General features: G+C 69.2%; 16 protein-coding genes. 7 read left to right on the top strand and 9 right to left on the bottom strand.

Annotation, left to right across the window (positions count from 1 at the left end; translation table 11 throughout):
• Window positions 1-283 precede the first annotated feature (283 nt).
• From ABZ396_RS18780 to ABZ396_RS18755, 6 genes are all read right to left on the bottom strand, one after another.
• Window positions 284-592 (bottom strand): SCO5918 family protein, encoded by a 309-nt coding sequence (locus ABZ396_RS18780; RefSeq protein ID WP_358920967.1) that lies wholly within the window; start codon window positions 590-592, stop codon window positions 284-286.
• A 49-nt stretch (window positions 593-641) separates the two neighbouring features.
• Complete coding sequence (locus tag ABZ396_RS18775) at window positions 642-1,046, bottom strand: CBS domain-containing protein (protein ID WP_358920965.1); 405 nt, start codon at window positions 1,044-1,046, stop codon at window positions 642-644.
• A 46-nt stretch (window positions 1,047-1,092) separates the two neighbouring features.
• Window positions 1,093-2,583 carry a DEAD/DEAH box helicase gene (locus ABZ396_RS18770; RefSeq protein ID WP_358920963.1) on the bottom strand — a complete coding sequence of 497 codons (1,491 nt, stop codon included), beginning with the start codon at window positions 2,581-2,583 and terminating at the stop codon, window positions 1,093-1,095.
• Window positions 2,584-2,927: 344 nt separating this feature from the next.
• Window positions 2,928-3,131, bottom strand: coding sequence for a cold-shock protein (locus ABZ396_RS18765; protein WP_003973099.1), 204 nt, complete (start codon window positions 3,129-3,131; stop codon window positions 2,928-2,930).
• A 575-nt stretch (window positions 3,132-3,706) separates the two neighbouring features.
• Window positions 3,707-4,792 carry a DNA helicase gene (locus tag ABZ396_RS18760; protein WP_358920961.1) on the bottom strand — a complete coding sequence of 362 codons (1,086 nt, stop codon included), beginning with the start codon at window positions 4,790-4,792 and terminating at the stop codon, window positions 3,707-3,709.
• Window positions 4,789-6,276, bottom strand: coding sequence for a DUF1998 domain-containing protein (locus tag ABZ396_RS18755; protein WP_358920959.1), 1,488 nt, complete (start codon window positions 6,274-6,276; stop codon window positions 4,789-4,791). The genes ABZ396_RS18760 and ABZ396_RS18755 overlap by 4 nt, the downstream gene beginning before the upstream one ends.
• Window positions 6,277-6,493: 217 nt before the next feature.
• On the opposite strand from ABZ396_RS18755, the gene ABZ396_RS18750 reads away from it, so the two are divergent.
• Window positions 6,494-6,679 carry a hypothetical protein gene (locus ABZ396_RS18750; RefSeq protein WP_358920957.1) on the top strand — a complete coding sequence of 62 codons (186 nt, stop codon included), beginning with the start codon at window positions 6,494-6,496 and terminating at the stop codon, window positions 6,677-6,679.
• A 21-nt stretch (window positions 6,680-6,700) separates the two neighbouring features.
• Here the strand turns inward: ABZ396_RS18750 and ABZ396_RS18745 are convergent, their stop codons facing one another.
• On the bottom strand, window positions 6,701-7,690 hold the full coding sequence (locus ABZ396_RS18745) for a helix-turn-helix domain-containing protein (RefSeq protein WP_358920956.1): 990 nt from the start codon (window positions 7,688-7,690) through the stop codon (window positions 6,701-6,703).
• 198 nt (window positions 7,691-7,888) lie between these two features.
• On the opposite strand from ABZ396_RS18745, the gene ABZ396_RS18740 reads away from it, so the two are divergent.
• From ABZ396_RS18740 to ABZ396_RS18725, 4 genes are all read left to right on the top strand, one after another.
• A complete protein-coding gene (locus ABZ396_RS18740; protein ID WP_358920954.1) occupies window positions 7,889-12,022 on the top strand; it encodes a S8 family serine peptidase in 4,134 nt (1,377 codons plus the stop codon).
• 142 nt (window positions 12,023-12,164) lie between these two features.
• On the top strand, window positions 12,165-12,407 hold the full coding sequence (locus ABZ396_RS18735; RefSeq protein ID WP_358921042.1) for a transposase: 243 nt from the start codon (window positions 12,165-12,167) through the stop codon (window positions 12,405-12,407).
• A 50-nt stretch (window positions 12,408-12,457) separates the two neighbouring features.
• Window positions 12,458-12,625, top strand: coding sequence for a hypothetical protein (locus tag ABZ396_RS18730; RefSeq protein WP_358920952.1), 168 nt, complete (start codon window positions 12,458-12,460; stop codon window positions 12,623-12,625).
• Window positions 12,626-13,262: 637 nt separating this feature from the next.
• A complete protein-coding gene (locus tag ABZ396_RS18725) occupies window positions 13,263-15,158 on the top strand; it encodes an SMI1/KNR4 family protein (protein ID WP_358920951.1) in 1,896 nt (631 codons plus the stop codon).
• Window positions 15,159-15,693: 535 nt separating this feature from the next.
• On the opposite strand, the gene ABZ396_RS18720 is transcribed toward ABZ396_RS18725, so the two are convergent.
• Entirely contained in the window at window positions 15,694-16,056 is a 363-nt protein-coding gene (locus ABZ396_RS18720; protein ID WP_358920949.1) for a hypothetical protein, read from the bottom strand.
• Window positions 16,057-16,283: 227 nt separating this feature from the next.
• Between ABZ396_RS18720 and ABZ396_RS18715 the strand changes: the two genes are divergently transcribed.
• The gene (locus tag ABZ396_RS18715) at window positions 16,284-17,111 is read left to right on the top strand and encodes a ZIP family metal transporter (protein WP_358920947.1); all 828 of its coding nucleotides are present in this window, start codon (window positions 16,284-16,286) and stop codon (window positions 17,109-17,111) included.
• Window positions 17,112-17,350: 239 nt separating this feature from the next.
• Here ABZ396_RS18715 and ABZ396_RS18710 read toward each other — a convergent pair whose 3' ends face one another.
• On the bottom strand, window positions 17,351-17,968 hold the full coding sequence (locus tag ABZ396_RS18710; protein ID WP_358920946.1) for a TetR/AcrR family transcriptional regulator: 618 nt from the start codon (window positions 17,966-17,968) through the stop codon (window positions 17,351-17,353).
• Window positions 17,969-18,355: 387 nt separating this feature from the next.
• On the opposite strand from ABZ396_RS18710, the gene ABZ396_RS18705 reads away from it, so the two are divergent.
• Window positions 18,356-18,715 carry a hypothetical protein gene (locus ABZ396_RS18705; RefSeq protein WP_358920944.1) on the top strand — a complete coding sequence of 120 codons (360 nt, stop codon included), beginning with the start codon at window positions 18,356-18,358 and terminating at the stop codon, window positions 18,713-18,715.
• Window positions 18,716-18,868 lie beyond the last annotated feature (153 nt).

Here is an 18,868-nt window from a genome sequence, read left to right as displayed (position 1 = left end):
CCGACGAACATGGTCCGCCTCATACCGCAGCCCGACGAGTTGCTGGTTGACGTTGCCGCCCTGACGGAGTCCGGCCAGAGCAACCAGATGTCCCTGGCCGCGGCCACCGGTGGCGCTGTCATCACCGGAGGAGGACGGGCCGCCCACGCGTCTGCACTTCCATGTCGCCCGGATCCTGCAGGGCAACGGTGACGGGAACCCACTGCACACGGTGTGGGCCCGACCGGCGTACCGGTCGGGCCCACACTGCTGCTCAGGTGTCGGCTCGTGTCTGTTTACCGGGTCAGACCGTGACGGGGGTGCCGAGCATCGCGGAGGCGTGCTGCATCGGGCTGAGAACGTCCAGGGGCGCCGCCTTGGGAACGGCGCGGCAGGTGAAGCCGAGCGCAGCCACGGCCCGCAGGACTTCGGCGGCGCTGAAGTCACGGCGGTCCTGGCGCGTGATGACCTGGCCGACCTGCTTGACGGGGTAGTGGCGGCGGCCGATGATCACCGATTCGCCGGTGACCGGTTCGGGCTTGATGCCCTTCATCGATTCCAGCACGCCGCCCTTGGTGAGTTCGAAGGGGAAGCGGGCGATGACGCAGCGCATGTGGCCTCACAGGGAGAAGGGGAGAACGGTCCGACCGAGGGTGGGCGTTTCAGCGGGAGAGGGCGAGGATGCCCAGAGCGTTGCCTTGCTCGTCGACCACCGGCAGGGCACCGAGCCGACGGGTGCGCATCGCATGCTCGGCTTCGGCCATCGTGGTCACGGGTGAGGCGAACGAACCGTGGTCGCCGAGGAGGTCGCGCAGGCGGACACGGTCCGTGTAGTCGGAGCTGTCACGGACGGCGGCGAGTTCGGCATGGGTGACCAGGCCGGTGCACTGGCCGTCCTGGTCACAGACGACCAGTCGGACCGTGCGGGCGGCGGCCATGACGGCCAGCGCCACCCCGACGCTCATGTCGTCACAGACCTGCGGATCGGCCGCGTCCACGACCTCCACCGCGGTCCTGTGCGCGGGGTCGGCGTCCGCCGGGCGGGACTGTGTCTGAACCAGCGTCAAAAGGTGCCTCCTGCAGAGATGGGCCGGCTTCCTGATCACGAAAGTTCTAGGCCACCGCGCCGAAGCCGGACTGGCGTACGGGGGTGCGCCTGGTCGCCGAGGCGGGGCGACGGCGGCTTCGGGAGGAGGCGCTGCGCTTGGGGCGTTCGACCACCGGTGCGGTGATGACGACCGGGATGCCGGAGGGGGCCTGGGCGCCGGTGATCCGGCTCAGGGCCTCGTCCCCCGAGCGGATCTGGGTGGTCTGCGGCCGGATTCCGGCGTCCGCCATGAGGCGGACCATGCCGCGGCGCTGGTTCGGTGTGACCAGGGTGACGACGCTGCCGGACTCGCCGGCGCGGGCGGTACGGCCGCCTCGGTGGAGGTAGTCCTTGTGGTCGGTCGGCGGATCCACGTTGACGACCAGGTCGAGATTGTCGACGTGGATGCCGCGCGCCGCGACATTGGTCGCCACCAGCACGGTGACGTGCCCCGTCTTGAACTGCGCCAGCGTGCGGGTGCGCTGCGGCTGTGACTTGCCGCCGTGCAGCGCGGCGGCGCGCACCCCGCTGTCGAGCAGGTCCTGGGTCAGCCGGTCGACGGCGTGCTTGGTGTCCAGGAACATGATCACGCGGCCGTCGCGGGCGGCGATCTCGGTCGTGGCGGCGTGCTTGTCGGCGCCGTGGACGTGCAGGACGTGGTGCTCCATCGTCGTGACCGCACCGGCAGACGGGTCGACGGAGTGCACGACGGGGTCGGTCAGGTAGCGGCGTACCAGCAGGTCGACGTTGCGGTCCAGGGTGGCGGAGAACAGCATTCGCTGCCCCTCCGGGCGCACCTGGTCGAGTAGCGCGGTGACCTGGGGCATGAAGCCCATGTCGGCCATCTGGTCGGCCTCGTCCAGCACGGTGATGCCCACGTGGTTCAGCCGGCAGTCGCCGCGGTCGATGAGGTCCTTGAGCCGGCCCGGGGTCGCGACCACGACCTCGGCTCCGCCGCGCAGCGCGCTGGCCTGCCGGCCGATCGACATGCCGCCCACCACCGTGGCCAGCCGCAGCCGCACGGAGCGGGCGTACGGGGTCAGCGCGTCGGTCACCTGCTGTGCCAGCTCACGCGTCGGGACGAGGATCAGCCCCAGCGGCTGGCGGGGCTCAGCACGCTGCCCAGCGGTACGCGCGAGCAGGGCGAGGCCGAAGGCCAGGGTCTTGCCGGAACCGGTGCGGCCGCGGCCCAGGACGTCACGGCCCGCAAGGGAGTTCGGCAGCGTCGCGCCCTGAATCGGGAACGGTGCCGTCACACCCTGCCTGCCGAGTTCGGCCAGCATCTGCTCAGGCATGTCGAGATCGGCGAAGCCATCAACGGCGGGCAGCGCGGGGGTGATCGTCCTGGGCAGCGCAAACTCACCTTGCACGGCGGCGGGCCGACGGCCGTAACCGCCGGAGCGCACGGGCCCGCCGGTACGACGCGGTGCCTGCGAGCCGTAACCGCCGCCCCTTCCAGCGTCGGCACCGCCGTCACGGGAGCGGGCGGGGCGGTCGTTCGTGTACGTGCGGTTCATGCGGAACCTTCCTCGATGTGGCACATATCAAGGAATTCCCGCTGCGATGAATGGCATGGAGAATTACAAGTATGAACCGGTGACAATAGAAAGCAGATCTGGCTGGAGGAAACATCCTGGGCACAGGTGCTGAAATGGGTGACGCGATGGGGACCTTGAGATCCGGGCGCCGGCTGCGATGCAGCGCTTCAGGATGCGTCTGCGCCCTGAGGGAGGAACCGCTTGTGATGGTAGTGCGGATTCCTCCGGGTCGTCCCGCGGGTGAAAGCCGCTGCGGGATACGCGTGCAGCTGGGGCCCGCACCCCGAGGGATGCGGGCCCCAGCTACGGATTGCGCGTGAGCGTCAGGCCGGAACGATGTTCTCGGCCGTCGGGCCCTTCTGGCCCTGCGCGATGTCGAAGTTCACCTTCTGGCCCTCGAGCAGCTCGCGGAAGCCCTGCGCGGCGATGTTCGAGTAGTGGGCGAACACGTCGGCGCCGCCACCGTCCTGCTCGATGAAGCCGAAGCCCTTTTCCGCGTTGAACCACTTCACGGTACCAGCAGCCATGTCATATCTCCTTTGGGGCAGTACATCGGCGTCCGCACTGCGCGGACGACGTGTCGCCGCGATGATTACCCCGCCCGGAAATGACCGGAAATACAAAAGTGCTCCCGACCGGCAGAAGCCTGGCGGGGGCACTTGAAGTTTTGGGAACCACAACTGCAACTGAGATAGACAGTAGCACGCCGGAACGGCCCGTGCACGTTGAATAATACCGCTCTGCTCTTCGCGACAAAAACTCCCGCTGCACGGCCCTCCAAAAACTAATCCCTCGGGAACAGATATTGATTCACTCGGCGTTCAACGCCTCAGGAAGAGTGGCCAATCGGCACCCTGCGCGACGGCCGGGGAAAAGCCGCTGCCGCCAGGAAACGCAGCTGCGCCTCGCCCCGTGTCGCCTCGTGGCAGGGCCGCTACGGCGAACACCACCACGCCACCGCCATCAGGCGTAGTTCGCAGGCCAGGATCAATCCGTCGGCCCCGACGGCGGTCCAAAACGCAGGAACGGCTCAACAAGGAGATCCGCCGCCGCACCGACGTGGTCGGCATAACACCGGCACGCTTCGCGGGACACGGCTCGGTCAGCCGCGCAGCAGTTCGCCCGGACCCACCTCGGCGAGCAGCGGTGGCTCGTTCTCCCCCTCGTAGGCGAGGTGAAGCTCGCGCCTGGCACGGGTGGCCAGCACGTAGTAGGTCATCCGCAGGGCCGCCGAGGTGGGATCGGCAGCAGCGTCGGTGTGCGTGTCGGGGATGACGACCGTGTCGAAACCCAGTCCCTTCGCGCTGGCGCGGTGGACGAGGACGATACCCGGGCGGGCGAGGTCCAGGGTGCGATAGCGGCCCTTCACTGCCTGGGATGTGTACAGCTGGGGCTTCAGCCATGGTGCTCTGTTCTCCAGGCTGCCAAGCAGCGAGAACTGCGTGTGCCGGGAGTTGACGATCACGCCGATGGTGTGGCCGGGATGTTGCTGTGCCAGCGTGATCAGCAAGTCTGCTGCACCGCGTTCGGGCAGCCTGTGCACGCGCGGTGGCGGCCCGTTCCGGTCGGGGACGGCGGACATGCCGGCGCCCGTGTGGAAGTGCGCGGCGAACGCGGCGATCTGGCGGGTGTTCCGGTGATTGCCGTCGAGTTCGACGCGCGTGCAGTTGCGGAGGCGCTGGGCGATGTCCTCCAGCGTGGAGTTCGTGTCGGTCAGCCGCTGGCACTCATCGGCAAATACCGTGATGCGGCCCCCGAGGAGCCTGCACAGCCGGTAGAACTCGGGCGGCAGGTCCTGACCTTCGTCGATGACCAGGGTAAGACCGGGGTCCCGTTCGGCTTCGGCCGCACGCTCGTAGAAGGCCGGCCAGTCGTACCAGCCGTCTTCGGCACGTGGAGGTTTGGGACCGTACCAGTTGTCCAGCCATGAGTGCGCTGTGGCCACGCGAACACTGCGGTCTCTGGGTCCCAGCGCATGGACGGTGGACGCCAAGGACTGGTGGAGCAGATGGGAGCGTGTGAGCAGGACGGCCGGGGTGCCGGTCAGTGCCAGCATCACGGCGCGCTGGGCTGCCAGAAGGCTCTTGCCACTGCCGGGCGGGCCGCTGATCAGATGGTTGCCGTCGAACGGCAGGTTGTCGAGCGCGGACCGCTGCTCCGGCACGAGGTCCAGGTAGGTGAGCGTCATGAGGGGATCTGCTCCAGGGCTGCGGCAGCCGCTGCGCGGGCGGCTGTGACGATCGATTCGAAGTAGCCGGGCACCTGTTCACCGCCCACCACGAGGGCGCGGTCCAGCAGCGTGTTGCCGGACTCGCAACTGGTCTCGGGCAACAGGGCACACGCGTGGCAGGCCGCCCGGTTGAGGTTGCCGAAGCCCTGCCCGGCGTGTTCCGCGCACAACGGGTCGGCGGAGCACCAGGCCGCCGCCTCGGTCATCCGCAACAGTGTTTCCGCCAAGCGGGGCGGTTCGCCCTGGCGCACGAGTCCGCCCAGAGTGCCTTCGGCGTCTCCGGCGGCGGTGTAGACGAGGATGCCGTACTGGTCCTGCTCAGGGCGGGCGTAAATGCGTTCGCGCAGGCTCGCCGTCGTGTAGCCGGACTCGAAGGACAACTGGCGGATGAGGAGGTGCGCGAGCGTGTGCAGGAGAACGAACCTCGGCGAGAGCTCCGCTCCGGTGAGGGCCTCCAGCCGGTCCTTCTTGAAGGCTCGGTCAAGATCGGCACGCATACCGCCGACGCGGCGACGCACTCGGTCGTCCGCTTCCCACTCGGCCAGTGCCTCCTTGTCGAGGGTGAGGAAGATGCCTTCGCCGAATACCTCTACGGCGGGCAGCCACTTCAGGCGCCGTGCGGTGTCGGCGGGCACGACTGTCGCGTCCGGGGACACCCTGGTGAAACCGGACAGTGCGCGCACTTCTCTCAACCGGTCTGCGAGCAGGACGCGGCCGATGCGACGCCGCAGGCCCACCCAGGGTTCCATGGTCTCCTGCGCCAGGTCGAGCGTGGTCGCGCGCAGCGCGAAGTCACGGGTGGCGGGCGGTACGGGAGCCATGAACGCCGCCCACTCCTCGCGGCTGAGGTCGGGGCGCACGGGCGCGGCGGCCGGCCCGGACGCGGCCGCCACCGGCTGTCCGGTCTCCTCGGCCAGGAGGACATCCAGCAGGGCGTCGTCCGCTCCGGTGTCATCCTTGATCATTTCGCGGAAGACCTCGGCGCGCGGGGTCGCGGCGACCTTGCACAGGGAGACCCACAGGTCGTGCTCACGCACCCGGCTCGCGAGTGTCTCGTCGGCGTACACCGCGGTTTCCGTCTCGGGTATGTCGAGGGCCGAGTGCACCACGGGGTAGTACAGATTGCCTGCGGTTCGCTGAACTATCTGGACCGGCTTGACGCATTCCACCGCCTCGTTGGCCCGCTGCCACGGGTTGCGCCCGGAGCAGCGCATGCCGTGCGTGCCGAGGATGTCGAGCAGGTCACGCACGGCTCCACAGCCCTTCGCCGCGCACACGACCGACAAGGCTTCGAGGCCGGAGGCCCGCTCGGAGACCAGGAAGCGCAGCTTCTCCCGTTCGGTGCATTCCCGGCGCTCGCTGGCCTCGCGCCGCGAATGGGACCAGAACCACCAGTCGATGTCTCCGAGGTGGCCGGCGGAGCAGATCTGCACGAACCTCATGGGCGCCAAAGTGGGTCCGGGTGAGCAGGACTGGCAACGCGGCGGCTGTCCCGGCTTCTCGTCGGCGATGCGCCAGCGCTTCATGCGCCGGCAGGCGCCGCAGACCCGGAGTCGAGTCCTTTGAGCTGAGCGGGGATGTCTTCCCCGATGCCGGTGGCCACGAACGATTCGCCCTGGATGTCGAAGACGGCTCCGACGCCGGCTCTACCTCGGCGTGATGGCCCAGGGCCACACCTCGGGCCGTGCCTCCGTGGCCACCGCCGCGGCCATGCTCCAGGGCGCCTGGGAACTGCCCCCGGAACACCGCGACGATTATTGGACCCTGGTTGCCTACCACCACAGCCTGCGCGAACTCGGGCGCACCGTCACAGCTGCAGCCGACACCGGTGTCCGCTGCCCTTGAACGGGCACGCGCGCCGACAGCTCACAACCACCCCCGCCGGGCCGCCGCCAGCCCCGTCTGGAAGCGGGTGGACGCGCCGAGTTCGCTCATCAGGCGGTGGATGCGCCGTTGCGTGGTCCGGGCGCTCCAGCCCTGGGTGCGGGCTATGGCCGCGTCCGTGAGCCCCGAGGCCAGCAGGCTGACCAGGGCCCGGGTCTCGGCATCCGGGTGCCCCGGGCCCTCCGAAGTCGGGCCGTCCGGCTGCTGTGCGGCCTCCCCCAGCGGGATGGCGCGCTCCCACTGGGCCTCGAAGAGCGACTGCAGAGCCACCAGCATGGGCGACGGGTGGATGAGGTACGCCGCGGACTGGCCGCCCGGCGCGAGGCTGAAGGGGATGATCGCGGCACGGCTGTCGCTGATCACCAGCTTCAACGGCAACTCGGGCCGCATCCGGGCCTGTTCCCCGGCCCGCATGCTCGGCATGATGTCAGCCTGGAGCCTGCCGGGCCAGGCCACCGCCTCGCGGTCGTAGATCACCCGGTAGGTGACACCGGTCTGCTGGCGCTCCACCTGGGCGTCGAGGTTGCTGCCGGGCCGGTCGACGTACGGAGGGCGGTCGAAGGCGCACACCTCACGGCGCGCTCCGGTCGTCAACCGGTGCACGGCCTTGCTGATGTCGTCGCGGTCCGTCAGCAGTTCGGCGGCCATGTCCGGGTGGCTGATCCTGGTCGCCTCCCGGTGTGTCTCGAGCAGCCGCTGCACCAGCGCCCGTGCCTCGCCCAGCTCTTGCTCCCGTTCATTGATCAGCGCGCTGACCGCCACATCGGGAGCCGCGGCCGAGAACTTCAGCGGCCGCCCGGCGGTGCGCACCGCCAGGCCGTCCCTCACCAGGCCGGACAGCAGCTTCCCCGCGGTCGGCGCGGCCATGCCGCACGCGTCCGCGACTTCCGCCGTCGTACTTCGCGGCATCCCCACCAGAGCCGTATAGACGCGCTCCATGTCCGCCGTAAGCCCCAGTACGTTAAATCCCATGCCCTCTCCAACACCTCTGTGGCACCAACCGGCCACCTGGCGGAAGTAGGCCACCGCCTCCACCTTGCGGCTCATCCGCCGCACTTGACATCTTCCAGCAGCGAGCACGCTGGTTTGCGTTGAGGTGACCGTTGAGGTGACCGACAGCGTGCCGCGGTGTGTCCCCCGCACACCCTCGCCCCGCTGAAAGGGTGTCCCATGTCGCGTGCCCATCCGTACGGCAGACGGCGGCTCGGTGCCGTTGCCGTCACTTCAGTGGCGTTCCTGGCCTTCACCGCCGCGGTGGCGGCGCTGCCGGCCGCAGCCGCTCCCGGTTCCACCGGCTCGTCGTCGCCGGTCCCGGGTGGCTCGGGCTCCGGCCCGTCCCTCACCGGCCGTACGCCGCTGGGCAACGCGTCGCCGCAGAAGGCGCTGCCCGCCCAGCGCGCCGGCGTGGTCCCGGGGCAGGTGCTGGTGACCCTCTCCCAGGAGACCGCGGTGACGGGCCGGAAGCTGCCGGGGAACAGGGCTGCTGCCCTCGCTCCCGGGACCAGTAGCGCCGCTGTGAACAAGAAGCTGAACGCGGTCGGGGCCACCTCGCTCCAGCCGCTCTTCCCCTCGCTGTCGGCCTCGGCCACCGAGTCGATGACCACATCGGCCCGCGAGCGCCTGGGAGGTGACGCCGCCGACCTGTCGCGTACCTACGTGGTACGGACCGGGAACCATGACTCCGCCTCCGTCGCCCGCGCCCTCCAGGGCACACCGGGAATCGCCCACGCCGAGCCGAACCGGTACGTGAACACCATGAACACCGGAGGGCAGCAACTGCCCTCGGCCGTCCTGGCGTCCGCGAAGCACGCGCCGGGCGCACCGGCCACGGTCGACACCCACGCGATACCCGCGAACTTCGCCCTCACCAACTCCGCGCAGGCGTTCCTCAACGCCGGCGGGGTCAACGCGGTGGGCGCCTTCGACATCCTCCAGGGCGGCTACCGGCAACAGCCCGGCACCGGCCGGACCATCACCAACGTCTCCATCGGCGACCTGACCGACCAGGCGATGGCCGACTCCGGCGACCCCTACGTGCAGGGCCACGGTCCGACCACGGTGCTGAAAGGCGGTCAGCGCTACCTCGACCTTCCGTCGATGCCGCTGATCCCCACCTACGTCGCGGCTCCCGACGGAAGCCTCAGCGGTTCGGCGTCCACCAAGGACCAGGACCCTGTCCTCGGCGAAGTCCTGCTGGACTTCAGCGTGATGGCGCCCCTGGCGCACGACCGGCAGCGCCCCGGCCGGACCGGCAGTGACTACACCGATCTGCTCGGTATAGCCCCCGGTGCCGACTACCGGCTGGTCGTCCCGCAGCAGCCGACGATCGACCAGATCGCTACCGCGCTCCAGGCCGCCGCCCACCAGTCGCCCAAGCCGGACGTCATCACCGCCAGCCTCGGTTTCGGCACCGACGCCCAGGGCTTTCCGGGACGCTACCTCGAGGACGACCCCTATATCCGGTCCGTCGTCGCCTCGATCGTCCAGAAGGACGGCATCGTGGTGGTGATCTCCTCCAACGACGGCACCCGCCTGTACACCCCGGCCGCCGTCGGCCCCGACGGCGGCAGCACGCCCACCGACACCGCGAAGAACGACAAGGCAGCCACCGACATCGACGACGTGGCCTACTCCACCGCGCCGTCGCGAGTCCCCGACAGCGGTGCGGTAGCCGCCGGCGGCACCACCCTGGACGACACCCTCGCCTCCCGGACCGGGCACGCCACCACCGCCGAGACCCGGATCAGCGGCTTCGGCACCTTCTCCTCCGGCTTCGGCACCCGCATCGACCTCTCGGCGCCCAGCGACAACATCGTCGCCTTCACCCACGCCGACAGAGGCGACGCGCAGTCCGTCACCCCCGTCCTCAACGGCGGTACGTCCGCATCCGCACCCGAGATCGCGGCGGCCGCCGCCGTGGTGCTGCAGGCCGCCGGGCTGGCCGGACACCATCTGACACCCGGGCAGGTACGGGACGTGCTGAAGCGGACCGGCCGGGCGGTCTCTCCCCCGGCACAGATCGACCGCGAGCTCAACGTCGGCAAGCAGATCGACGTCACCGCCGCCGTCGAGGAGGTCCTCGGGCACCGCGGTGGCGGGACCGCGGCCGTACGGCTGTCGGTCGCCCACCGGGTCACCGCCGGCGGGCTGGGCGGGCAGTTCCTGGAGACGACCGACCAGAACCGCATCGACCTCGGGGACATGGCCTCCGGAGGCAACGGCATGGGCCTGGTGGGCCCGGTCACCTTCGCCGGTGACGTCACCGGACTCCCCAAGGGGGCAAGCCCCACGTACACGCTCACCGTGGGCGCGAGGACGTGGCGCTCCGCCACCCCGGCGATCCGGGTGACGCCCGGGGAACTGCTGGACGCCGCGGGACTCCCGGTGGTCTCCGCCTCCGACCGCGCGATCACCGTCACCTACCGCGTGCTGACCGGCGAGCGGACCCAGGCCACCGTGCGACGCACCCTCACCGTCGGCCCCAGCGACGGCCGCTACGTGGAGAGCACTGCGCCCAAGGCGCCCGCAGTGGTGAAGGCCGGTCACGCGGTCACCGTCACCTACGACCTGTCGGGCGTCGCCAAGACCAACAACCCGCAGCTCGTCGTGTCCACCGTCGGCCACTGGAACCCCGCCCTCGCGCCCCTGTTCAGCACCGCGTGGCACCAGGCACTGACCGCCGGCTCCGGCACGGTCACGATCCCCGCCGACGCGTTCGGCCCCGGCGGCGGCCTCTACGGCATCGGCATCGCCCAGTCCGGATTCGGAGGCAACCCCGGCTTCGTCACCTACGGGGAGTTCGCGCCGGTCCGCGTCGACGGCGGCACCGCGAACCAGCGCCCGCAGGCACCATTGGTCACCGGACAGGACGGCGTCCCCGCGCACAGCGCCCAGGTCACCCGCGCCGGAGCCGGCTTCACCCTGCGGTACGACGTGCGCGATGCCCCGGGGGCGAGGTACGCGCAGGTGGAGTTCTCCGCGCCCGCCCCGACGCTCCACAACTCGCTGAACACCTTCACCAACGCCAACGGCACAGCCCTCGACGACAACGGCGTCGACGCGCCCTCCAGCGCCCACCACGTCCTGCCCGCCACCAAGGGCAGCGTCGACCTCGACGCGTTGCGGCTGGGCCTGTCCACCGCCACCGTCTACGGCGTGCGCGTCATGGCCCTCGACAGCAAGCACCGGGTCATCGGCCAGACGTCCCCCGTCTCGACCCTCGAGGTCGACGACGGCCTCGCCCCGGCCGGAAGCACGGTGCTGTCCTTCGCCGCCGCCGGCGACGACTCGATCGCCGCACTGCGGACCGTCTCCGGTGCCACAGAGATCCGGCACTACTCCACCAGGACCGGCGTCTACGGTCAGGTCATAGCCTCGGACACCGGCGACGGGTCGGACTACGAGGTCCTCGGCGCGGCGCCCGCCGCGCACCGCACCCTTCTGGTGCACCAGGCGACGCCGGGCGGCGACGTGCAGGTGGAGACCTGGGACACCGCCACCGACACCCTCATCGGGCAGACCAAGCTCGCGGCGGCGGACTACCGGTTCGTCGTCGGACGCGTCGACGCCGCCCGTTCCCGCGGCGCCCTGCTGCTCCGGGCCGTCGCCGACGGAACCGACCTGGTGCTGCCCGTGGACCTCGCGAACGGCACCACCGAGGCCCCCATCCCCGCCGACCTGCCGGATGTCAACAAGGGCACCTACAGCCTCCTGGACATCGACTCCTCCACCGGCGACGTCTACCTGGCGAAGGGCGCTCCCATCGCCCTCTGCCTGGGCGGCGTCCAGATCCCCCGCGTTAATCCGCGGACCCGGAGCGTGACGCTCGTGGGGACCATGTCCGGCTGCAGCAACGGCTTCTCGTCCGACGACGCCGGCACGCTCTACAACCTGTCGGCCACCGCGGTCAGCACCAAGATCGTCCCCACCAGCGTCCTCGGCTCGCTCGACGCGGCAACCGGCGCGTCGGGCGACTCGGTGGCCGTACGGCGCGGCCCCTCCGCGGGGATGACGGTGGACGGCGTGAACCGGCTCGCGGTGGCGGCGTTCACGGCGCCGGAGGGCACGAGCTACACAGGCTCCGGCACCGCCTTCGTCGCGGACAACAACGCCACGGGTCAGATGCTCGTCATCGACGTCACGACCGGCGGGGTGGTGCGAACGCTGACCGGATTCCAGATCACGGGACACGGGGGTCCCCTGGTCCACGGCGGTGTCATGAACTCCGTCCAGTTGGACCCGGCGACCCGCACCGGCTGGACGTACGGCGCGTACGGCGGGCAGATCCGCCAGTTCACCTACTGAGCGCGGGACAATCCGCCAAACCGACGCGGTCCGGGGGCGAGAAGCGGTCACCGCTTCTCGCCCCCGCGGCGCTTGCACCCTATCTGCCCATGGCTCATGTACTCGGGTAGAGCTGAGTAGTTCCGCTCTGGTCGGTGATGGGGTGAGCCGCAACGCTTGGGCCATGCGCGAAGGACTACAGAAACCCGTTCTCCAGCCGATGCAGGGCTTCGCCAGCTTCCTCCGCCAGAATCTCGACGCCGTCACCGCCGGCCTCACCCTGCCGTGGAGTTCCGGTGTGGTCGGGGGGCACGTGAACCGGGTTAAAACACTCAAGAGAGCCATGTACGGCCGGGCGTCCTTCGAACTCCTCCGAACCCGCATCCTGATCGGCCAGCAGGCGTGAACTCTTAAAGCAGGAGACCGTGGCTCCGAGCAGTTGTACTGTCAGGCGCCGTGAGTACGGACATCCACGGCGGTATCGAGTTTCGCCATCCCGGGGTCGGCACGGACTACTACGAGGGCGAGCCGTGGGTCGGCGCAATGGATCTCTGGCCCTTGTACGACGAGACCGACTACGCATCCTTCGGATGCCTCTTCGGCGTGCGCAACTACGCGGGCTAACGCCCCTGGCCGCGGAACGTGGTTTGCCCGACGACTTGTCGAGTGGGCTACGCGAGCGCCTACAGCCTTGGGTGGCAGACGGCCACCTGGCAGAGGCTACCTGGGTCAGCTGGGCTGAGATCGCGGGACTAGATCCAGCAACTGCTCCGGAGCACTACATTGGCCGGCTCACATGGTCATCGCTGGCGAAGCCCTCAATTCTGCATCAGCGACTTGTTCCTGCTGAATGGTCCCCGGAGTTGGTTGCTGCGGTGGGTCCAGGCCCACAGGAACTGGAAGGAGGCGACCGTTACGTCGAGTGGAACAGCGGAGACCTGCTTTGCCGGTACGAGTCGTTGACGGCCGGTTCCATCCTGGGCCCCCGGTCCCACTGGCCACACGTGTTTGCCGTAATGAAAGCTCTGGCGGATCGTTTCGGTGATGACGCCGTTCGACTCATCGTGGCCTTCGACTGATCAAGAATGCGTCAGCTGGTCGATCACGGAACTGCGGCCAGAGCCAATATCACGAAGCCTCATCACCGGGCCAACCGGGCGGTCAGAATCGTGAGGACGCCACAAAAATCGGCAGGCCCCCAACGGACGGCGTATGCCTTCTGAGTGACTCGTTGTCAGTGGTGGCTGGCACGATCTGGGTCATGAGCGACGGGTCTTTCAACTGGCAGGATTTTCTCGGTCGTTGGCAGGAGGAGTGGGTTCCCCGCGCCGAGCAAGAGGAGGACGGGGACGGCGGTCCGGGTCCCGTCAGGCTGGGCAGGCCAGGGGCGGACGAGTCCGCGATCACCGCGGTCGAGAAGCGGCTGGGGAAGCGACTGCCGCCCTCCTACCGCCAGTTCCTGGCCGCGAGCGACGGATGGCGTGTGGAGCAGACGGCCGGGGTCTATCAGCTCGGTGGGATCGCGGACATCGACTGGTCCCGGGATCCGTACGGGTTGACCGAGGCGTACGAGGAGAATCTGGGCGACGACCCGCGCGAGCAGGAAGTCCTACTCGCCGGCATGTGGCAGCGATCGCTGCGTCTGGAGACTGACTCCGATATGACGCTGGCTCTGCTCGACCCGGGCGACCGCGACGAGCAGGGCGAGTGGGCGCTCTACATCTACAAGGGCTGGAGCGGTGAATACCCGGACCGCTACCCGTCGTTTCGTGCCTACATGGAGGCCATGTACCGGAGCTTCCACGGCGACCGGGTGGGGCGGCCGGACTTCGAGAACGCCACCACGCGCGCCCAGGACGCCCGGGTCGAGGAGGCCCGCCTCCTCGCCCTGCGCGGACGGCATGAGGAGGCCCTGCCCTTGCTCGAGGAGGCGCGGTCCTTCGGACGACCGAACAGCGCCATTCTGCTGAACCAGTTGCAGCATCTGGCGGCTCCCCGCGCTCAGCGCGACTACGGCTCCCTTGTGGCTGACCCCCGTTATCTGCCCGAGCTCCTTACGGTGTCGGCCATCGAACCGGCCTCCGGTGAATGGCGACTGGGCGGAGACGACCACTGGCTGGGGATGATGGCCGCCCGTGGGGTCGACCGGGAAATCGCCGAGGACCTGTTGAGCGCGCTGCGCGACGGCACCCATCGCTATGCGCCGCCGGGTGCGTGGGGCCGGGCCGTCAACGAGGCCCGGGAGTCGGCCCGATGGGGAGCGACCGATACCGCGTGGCGAATGCTGCGCGTTGCGCTTACGCAGTGGATACCACCTGGGCCTTTGCTGCTCGCGCCCCTTGGGCTGCTCGCCGATGCGGTTCTGGGGTCGCTGATCACCCCGCAGCGCGGGCGAGAGATCCTCGCGACTCCGCGCGCAGGCGAGTCCGGGCCCGCTCCCGAGCCGGCGCCCGATCTCGACCCGCCGGGTCTCACCTGGCTGACGACGACCGGGATACATGGCCGGCCGTTCGACGCGTACCGCTGCGTCTGGGTCGAGGGCGCCGACCCCGCCGGCCTACCCGCTCTGATAGGCGACGAGGGTGCCGAACTGAGTGCGCCCGTGCACGCAGCCAGGGCGTACCGGCCGTTGAGGCAGAACCACGAGCGGGAGGGCGTCGAGCTCTGGGAGGACCGGGCCGCGGTCATGGCCGGCCGCTGCAGCGAGGGGTGGGCCTTCGCCTTCGACGGCCAGTCCCGCCAGGGCATCAACCACCTGTTCCAGTCCCCCGCCGCGGCCGCCTCCGCGTCGGGTCGCGCCGTGGTGGTGTGGCGTGAGCCGCAGCGGCACTGGGCTGATCACCCGGCCGCATTCCATGTCTCGGTGGCCGAACGCGGCGTGGAACTCTATGCGTTCACGGTGCGGGGCAACGACATCCGGCGCTCGGGTGCGATACCCAACACCCTGGACCCCGCGCGATTTGTCGGCTCACCGGACACCCATCTTGACCGAGAGGTAAGCCTGTTGGAGACCCTGCACGCCGAACTGGGCATCTCGCTTCCCTGTTTCGCCCTGTCCCAGGGCAGCCTCCCCATGTTCACCACCCGGTCCTGGACCCGGGCGCCGCGCGAGGGCGAAGGCTTCGCCTACCTGGGCTTCGTACGGCGTCGCCCCTGAGGCGACGCTACCGCAGAGCCGCGACCACGGCCTCGCCCACCCGGGCGAAGAGGCGGTCGTCGTATTCGGCATTGTCACCCGGCCCAGCCGTACACCGTGGCTACACCGCCGCTGCTCCTCTGGGCAGCGCGTCCAGAAGCACAAGAGCGCGCACCTGCCCCGGGAGACCATCAGCGCGTACCAGCGCGCCCGCGCACACCTACAAATACTCTTGGGACAGCGGCGAAACCATATCCGGAGGCACTGGCAGCAGCCTGGCCACGCTTCGCCCCATCCCAATCCCGGTGGTCATCTTCGGCACCGACACGTACCTGCCCTTCTGGGGCGCCGAATCAACAGGGCCCGTTCGGCGAGCGATGGCGTCCCGCGTGATGGTGTATGCGATCACCGTGCGGGTGTGCGCGGGCGGGTGCCCGGGGCGTGCATCCGGTGACGGGCTCCGCTCCCTGCGCATAGGGCAGGCCACCGTGCAAATCTCCCTGGTGAACGGCCAGTTCAACCCGGGAAATGCCCGATGGCCTTGTCCCAGTCTGACCTACAACGCCTGCTGGAGGTGTCTACGCACGGCGGACGGGAGGCCGGCCTGCAGGCCGTTGACGGTGAGGATGAGAACAAGCCCCAGCTTGATTCGGGTGGGAGCCGATCCGAGGTTCGGATGAAGCATGACACCGCTGACAAGGAGACTTGCGGGGCCCGCCCACATGGGGACATGGAGACGGGCCGTGCTACCAAGGGCATCGTGCAGGGTGCACCGCCCGACCAGGTAGGCGAGCGCGTTGTAGTCGGCGACCAGGACGGCACCGAAGCCGAGCACGAGCGAGGCCAGGTGAACGTACGGCCTCGGTGAGGACGTCAGCCAGATGCCGTGGCGCCGCTCCAGGACGTGCACCGCCGCCATGGCCTTGTCACCGGCCGCCGCTCTTGCCGGGAACGCCTCGGAGATGCTGTTGGGCAGGAGGTGTCGCCTCCTGTGAGGCCAATATGGAGATGCCCTCAGGATTGCATCCCACGGCACGCGTAATGACTTCTTCAAGTTTTGCTCAAGCTGGACTTCACGCCTTGTTAGGTAAGGCTTGCCTGTCTTACGTTCTGTGCGCTTCCTGTGCACTTCAGACCGGAGACCCCATGTCCAGCGGCAATATCGCCCTGCTCGGAGCCATCGCAGGCTTCACCATCTACCTCGGCCTCCCCTTCGGCCGCCTCCGCACGCCCACGCCCCGGCTCAGGGCGGCCCTGAACGCTGTGGCCATCGGCATCCTGATCTTCCTCGTCTGGGATGTGCTGGCCCATGCCTGGGAGCCGGTCGACGGGGCGCTGGGCAAGCACGAGTGGGGGACGGTCGCCTCCGGGGGTGCCACCCTGGCGACGGGCCTGACCATCGGACTCGCCGGTCTCGTGCACTACGACGGCTGGATCGCCCGCCGCCGCGGGGCCGCCGCCCGGCCCGCAGGTCCCGGCGCCGCCGCCTCCGCCGAGCTGGCTCCTCGTACCCGCAGCCAGGCCGGCTCGCTCGCCCTGATGATCGCCACCGGTATCGGCCTGCACAACTTCGCCGAGGGCCTGGCCATCGGCAACTCCGCCGCGCAGGGAGAGATCTCCCTCGCTCTCCTGTTGATCATCGGGTTCGGCTTGCACAACGCCACCGAGGGTTTCGGTATCGTCGCCCCTCTGGCCGCAGAAGGCGAGCGCCCCTCTTGGCCCACCCTGCTGTGGCTCGGCCTGATCGGCGGCGGTCCCACTTTCCTCGGCACCCTCGTCGGCCAGCACCTGGCGAACGAAACCTTGTCGATCGCCTTCCTCGGCCTTGCCGCCGGCTCGATCCTCTACGTGGTCATCGAACTGCTGGCCGTAGCCCGGAAGACCGGCCTGAAGACGCTCACCACCTGGTGCATCCTCCTCGGCCTCCTGCTGGGCTTCGCCACGGACGCCGTCGTCACGGCCGCGGGCGCCTGAGCCGGACCGTACGGCCTCGCCGCCGGCCCCTGCGGCATCGGCGCAGACGGCGTCATCCGCTGAGTCCTGGCCGACATGACTACTCAGTGCCGCAGCCACCTTCCTGACGACCACGATGCTCGCCTCCGCCGTAGCCGAGTTTGCCTCACCGCGCAGTGGTCGTTCCGCCGTGCCCGGGTCCGGGCCGGGCCCAGGAGCGCAAGCAAGTCGGCAGGGGCGCCGTTCCGCCAGGTGCTTGCCTACGGGGCTCGCATTCGATTCGCGGGCGTCTGCGCAACATCGGCCTCGGGCAGGACATCCCGGCCGGGCCGGCCGTCGTGAGAGGGCTTGTGGGCTGGGAGTCTGCCGTGCAGGAGGAGGCTGACGATCTGGTCTATCACTGCCTCGCCGGGCGATTCGCGGCTCACCGCGGCCAGGTAGACGATAGTTCCGGAATAGATGTCGACCATCAGCGACGTGTCGGTGTCCAGCGGTAGCCGGCCTTCGAGGCGGGCCCGCTCCAGCAGTTCCACCACCGACGCGCGGCGCGGTTCGATGAGGTCGGAGAAGGCTCCGGTACCCGTGGGATCCTCGATCACATCGGCGAGCAGCGCCGGGAGGATCAGGCACGTGGGCATGGCGGAGACGAGATCGATGGTGAGCCGGACGGCGGTGCGCAGGTCGGCTTCCAGATCGCCGGTTGTCTGGATGGGGGGAAGCGGGACGTCACCGCTCAGGGCTTCGATCACGAGCGCTGCCTTGTTCGGCCACCACCGATAGATCGTCGCCTTGCTGACCCCGGCCCGACGTGCGACGCCCTCGAAGGAAAGTCGCTGATATCCGACCTCGCTGAGCAGGTCTTTCGCGGCACGGACCACGGCTTCGTGCGACTCCCTGCGCCGCCGCCTGGAGCGAGGCGCGGTGCAGTTGCGCTGGTCGGCGTGCTCGGGAGCCGAAGGGTCTTGCCGGCCGTTGTGCTGCCTGGGAGTTACCACCGTGAGCCTCCCTTGTGAGCCGCTGGCGCGCACCCGTTGACTTTGCCCGAGAAGTGGCCCTATTTTGGCGGTACGAGGCGTTTCGTACCGTTAGAACACCTCTTGTACTTAATAGTAGATCCGTGAGCCCCACGGGAAAGCGCTGCTACCCACGCTCCCGACGGGTGGATCATCGTGCACCAGACCTGCGCGCAGGATCTGGCGTGTCTGGTCGTCCCCTTTGGACGCCAGAGATCTTTTTCTCGACCCCCAGAAGAAGGGGGCATGATCATGCGTGCGAACAGGACCAGGATGCGGCGCATGGCCGTGGTGATCTGCACGGCACCCATCCTCGCCGTCGCGGCCGGTGCCGGCGCTGTCAGCGCGGCCGCTTCCACTCCGTCGTCCTCCGTCGCCTCCGTCTCCGCCCACGACGACGGCTGGGGCTGGGGAGACAGCCGCCACTCCGGTGACGGCTGGGGCTGGGGCTGGGGGGACAGCGGCCACTCCGGTGATGGGTGGGGCTGGGGTGACCACGGCGGCCACGGCGGCTACGGCGGCTACGGCGGCTACGGCTACGGCGGCTACGGCTACGGCTACGGCGGCTACGGCGGCTACGGCGGCTACGGCGACGGTGGCCGTAACTACTGAGCTTCCGCACAAGTGAGTTACCGATCAACAGTGGACAGTGTGCGCTTTGTGTCCGGATGCTCGGGGCTTCTCGGGCATCCGGACCGTTCTTGAGTGGCCGGCGTTCCTCCGGCAGTCGGGGCGGTGGGTAGCGGTGAGAGTCGTGTGCGTCGG

The organism is Streptomyces sp. NPDC005866, assembly GCF_040629895.1.
In the GTDB taxonomy this organism is placed as follows: Bacteria; Actinomycetota; Actinomycetes; order Streptomycetales; family Streptomycetaceae; genus Streptomyces.
Note: the sequence above shows the minus strand (reverse complement) of the source record. Positions and strands in the feature narration are given on the sequence as shown.

What these genes read in the sequence shown, in the direction of transcription:
- ABZ396_RS18780 (WP_358920967.1), bottom strand. Translation starts at nt 592, where the DNA reads ATGCGCTGCGTCATCGCCCGCTTCCCCTTCGAACTCACCAAGGGCGGC.
- ABZ396_RS18770 (WP_358920963.1), bottom strand. Translation starts at nt 2,583, where the DNA reads ATGAACCGCACGTACACGAACGACCGCCCCGCCCGCTCCCGTGACGGC.
- ABZ396_RS18765 (WP_003973099.1), bottom strand. Translation starts at nt 3,131, where the DNA reads ATGGCTGCTGGTACCGTGAAGTGGTTCAACGCGGAAAAGGGCTTCGGC.
- ABZ396_RS18760 (WP_358920961.1), bottom strand. Translation starts at nt 4,792, where the DNA reads ATGACGCTCACCTACCTGGACCTCGTGCCGGAGCAGCGGTCCGCGCTC.
- ABZ396_RS18755 (WP_358920959.1), bottom strand. Translation starts at nt 6,276, where the DNA reads ATGAGGTTCGTGCAGATCTGCTCCGCCGGCCACCTCGGAGACATCGAC.
- ABZ396_RS18750 (WP_358920957.1), top strand. Translation starts at nt 6,494, where the DNA reads ATGGCCCAGGGCCACACCTCGGGCCGTGCCTCCGTGGCCACCGCCGCG.
- ABZ396_RS18745 (WP_358920956.1), bottom strand. Translation starts at nt 7,690, where the DNA reads ATGGGATTTAACGTACTGGGGCTTACGGCGGACATGGAGCGCGTCTAT.
- ABZ396_RS18740 (WP_358920954.1), top strand. Translation starts at nt 7,889, where the DNA reads ATGTCGCGTGCCCATCCGTACGGCAGACGGCGGCTCGGTGCCGTTGCC.
- ABZ396_RS18725 (WP_358920951.1), top strand. Translation starts at nt 13,263, where the DNA reads ATGAGCGACGGGTCTTTCAACTGGCAGGATTTTCTCGGTCGTTGGCAG.
- ABZ396_RS18720 (WP_358920949.1), bottom strand. Translation starts at nt 16,056, where the DNA reads ATGGCGGCGGTGCACGTCCTGGAGCGGCGCCACGGCATCTGGCTGACG.
- ABZ396_RS18715 (WP_358920947.1), top strand. Translation starts at nt 16,284, where the DNA reads ATGTCCAGCGGCAATATCGCCCTGCTCGGAGCCATCGCAGGCTTCACC.
- ABZ396_RS18705 (WP_358920944.1), top strand. Translation starts at nt 18,356, where the DNA reads ATGCGTGCGAACAGGACCAGGATGCGGCGCATGGCCGTGGTGATCTGC.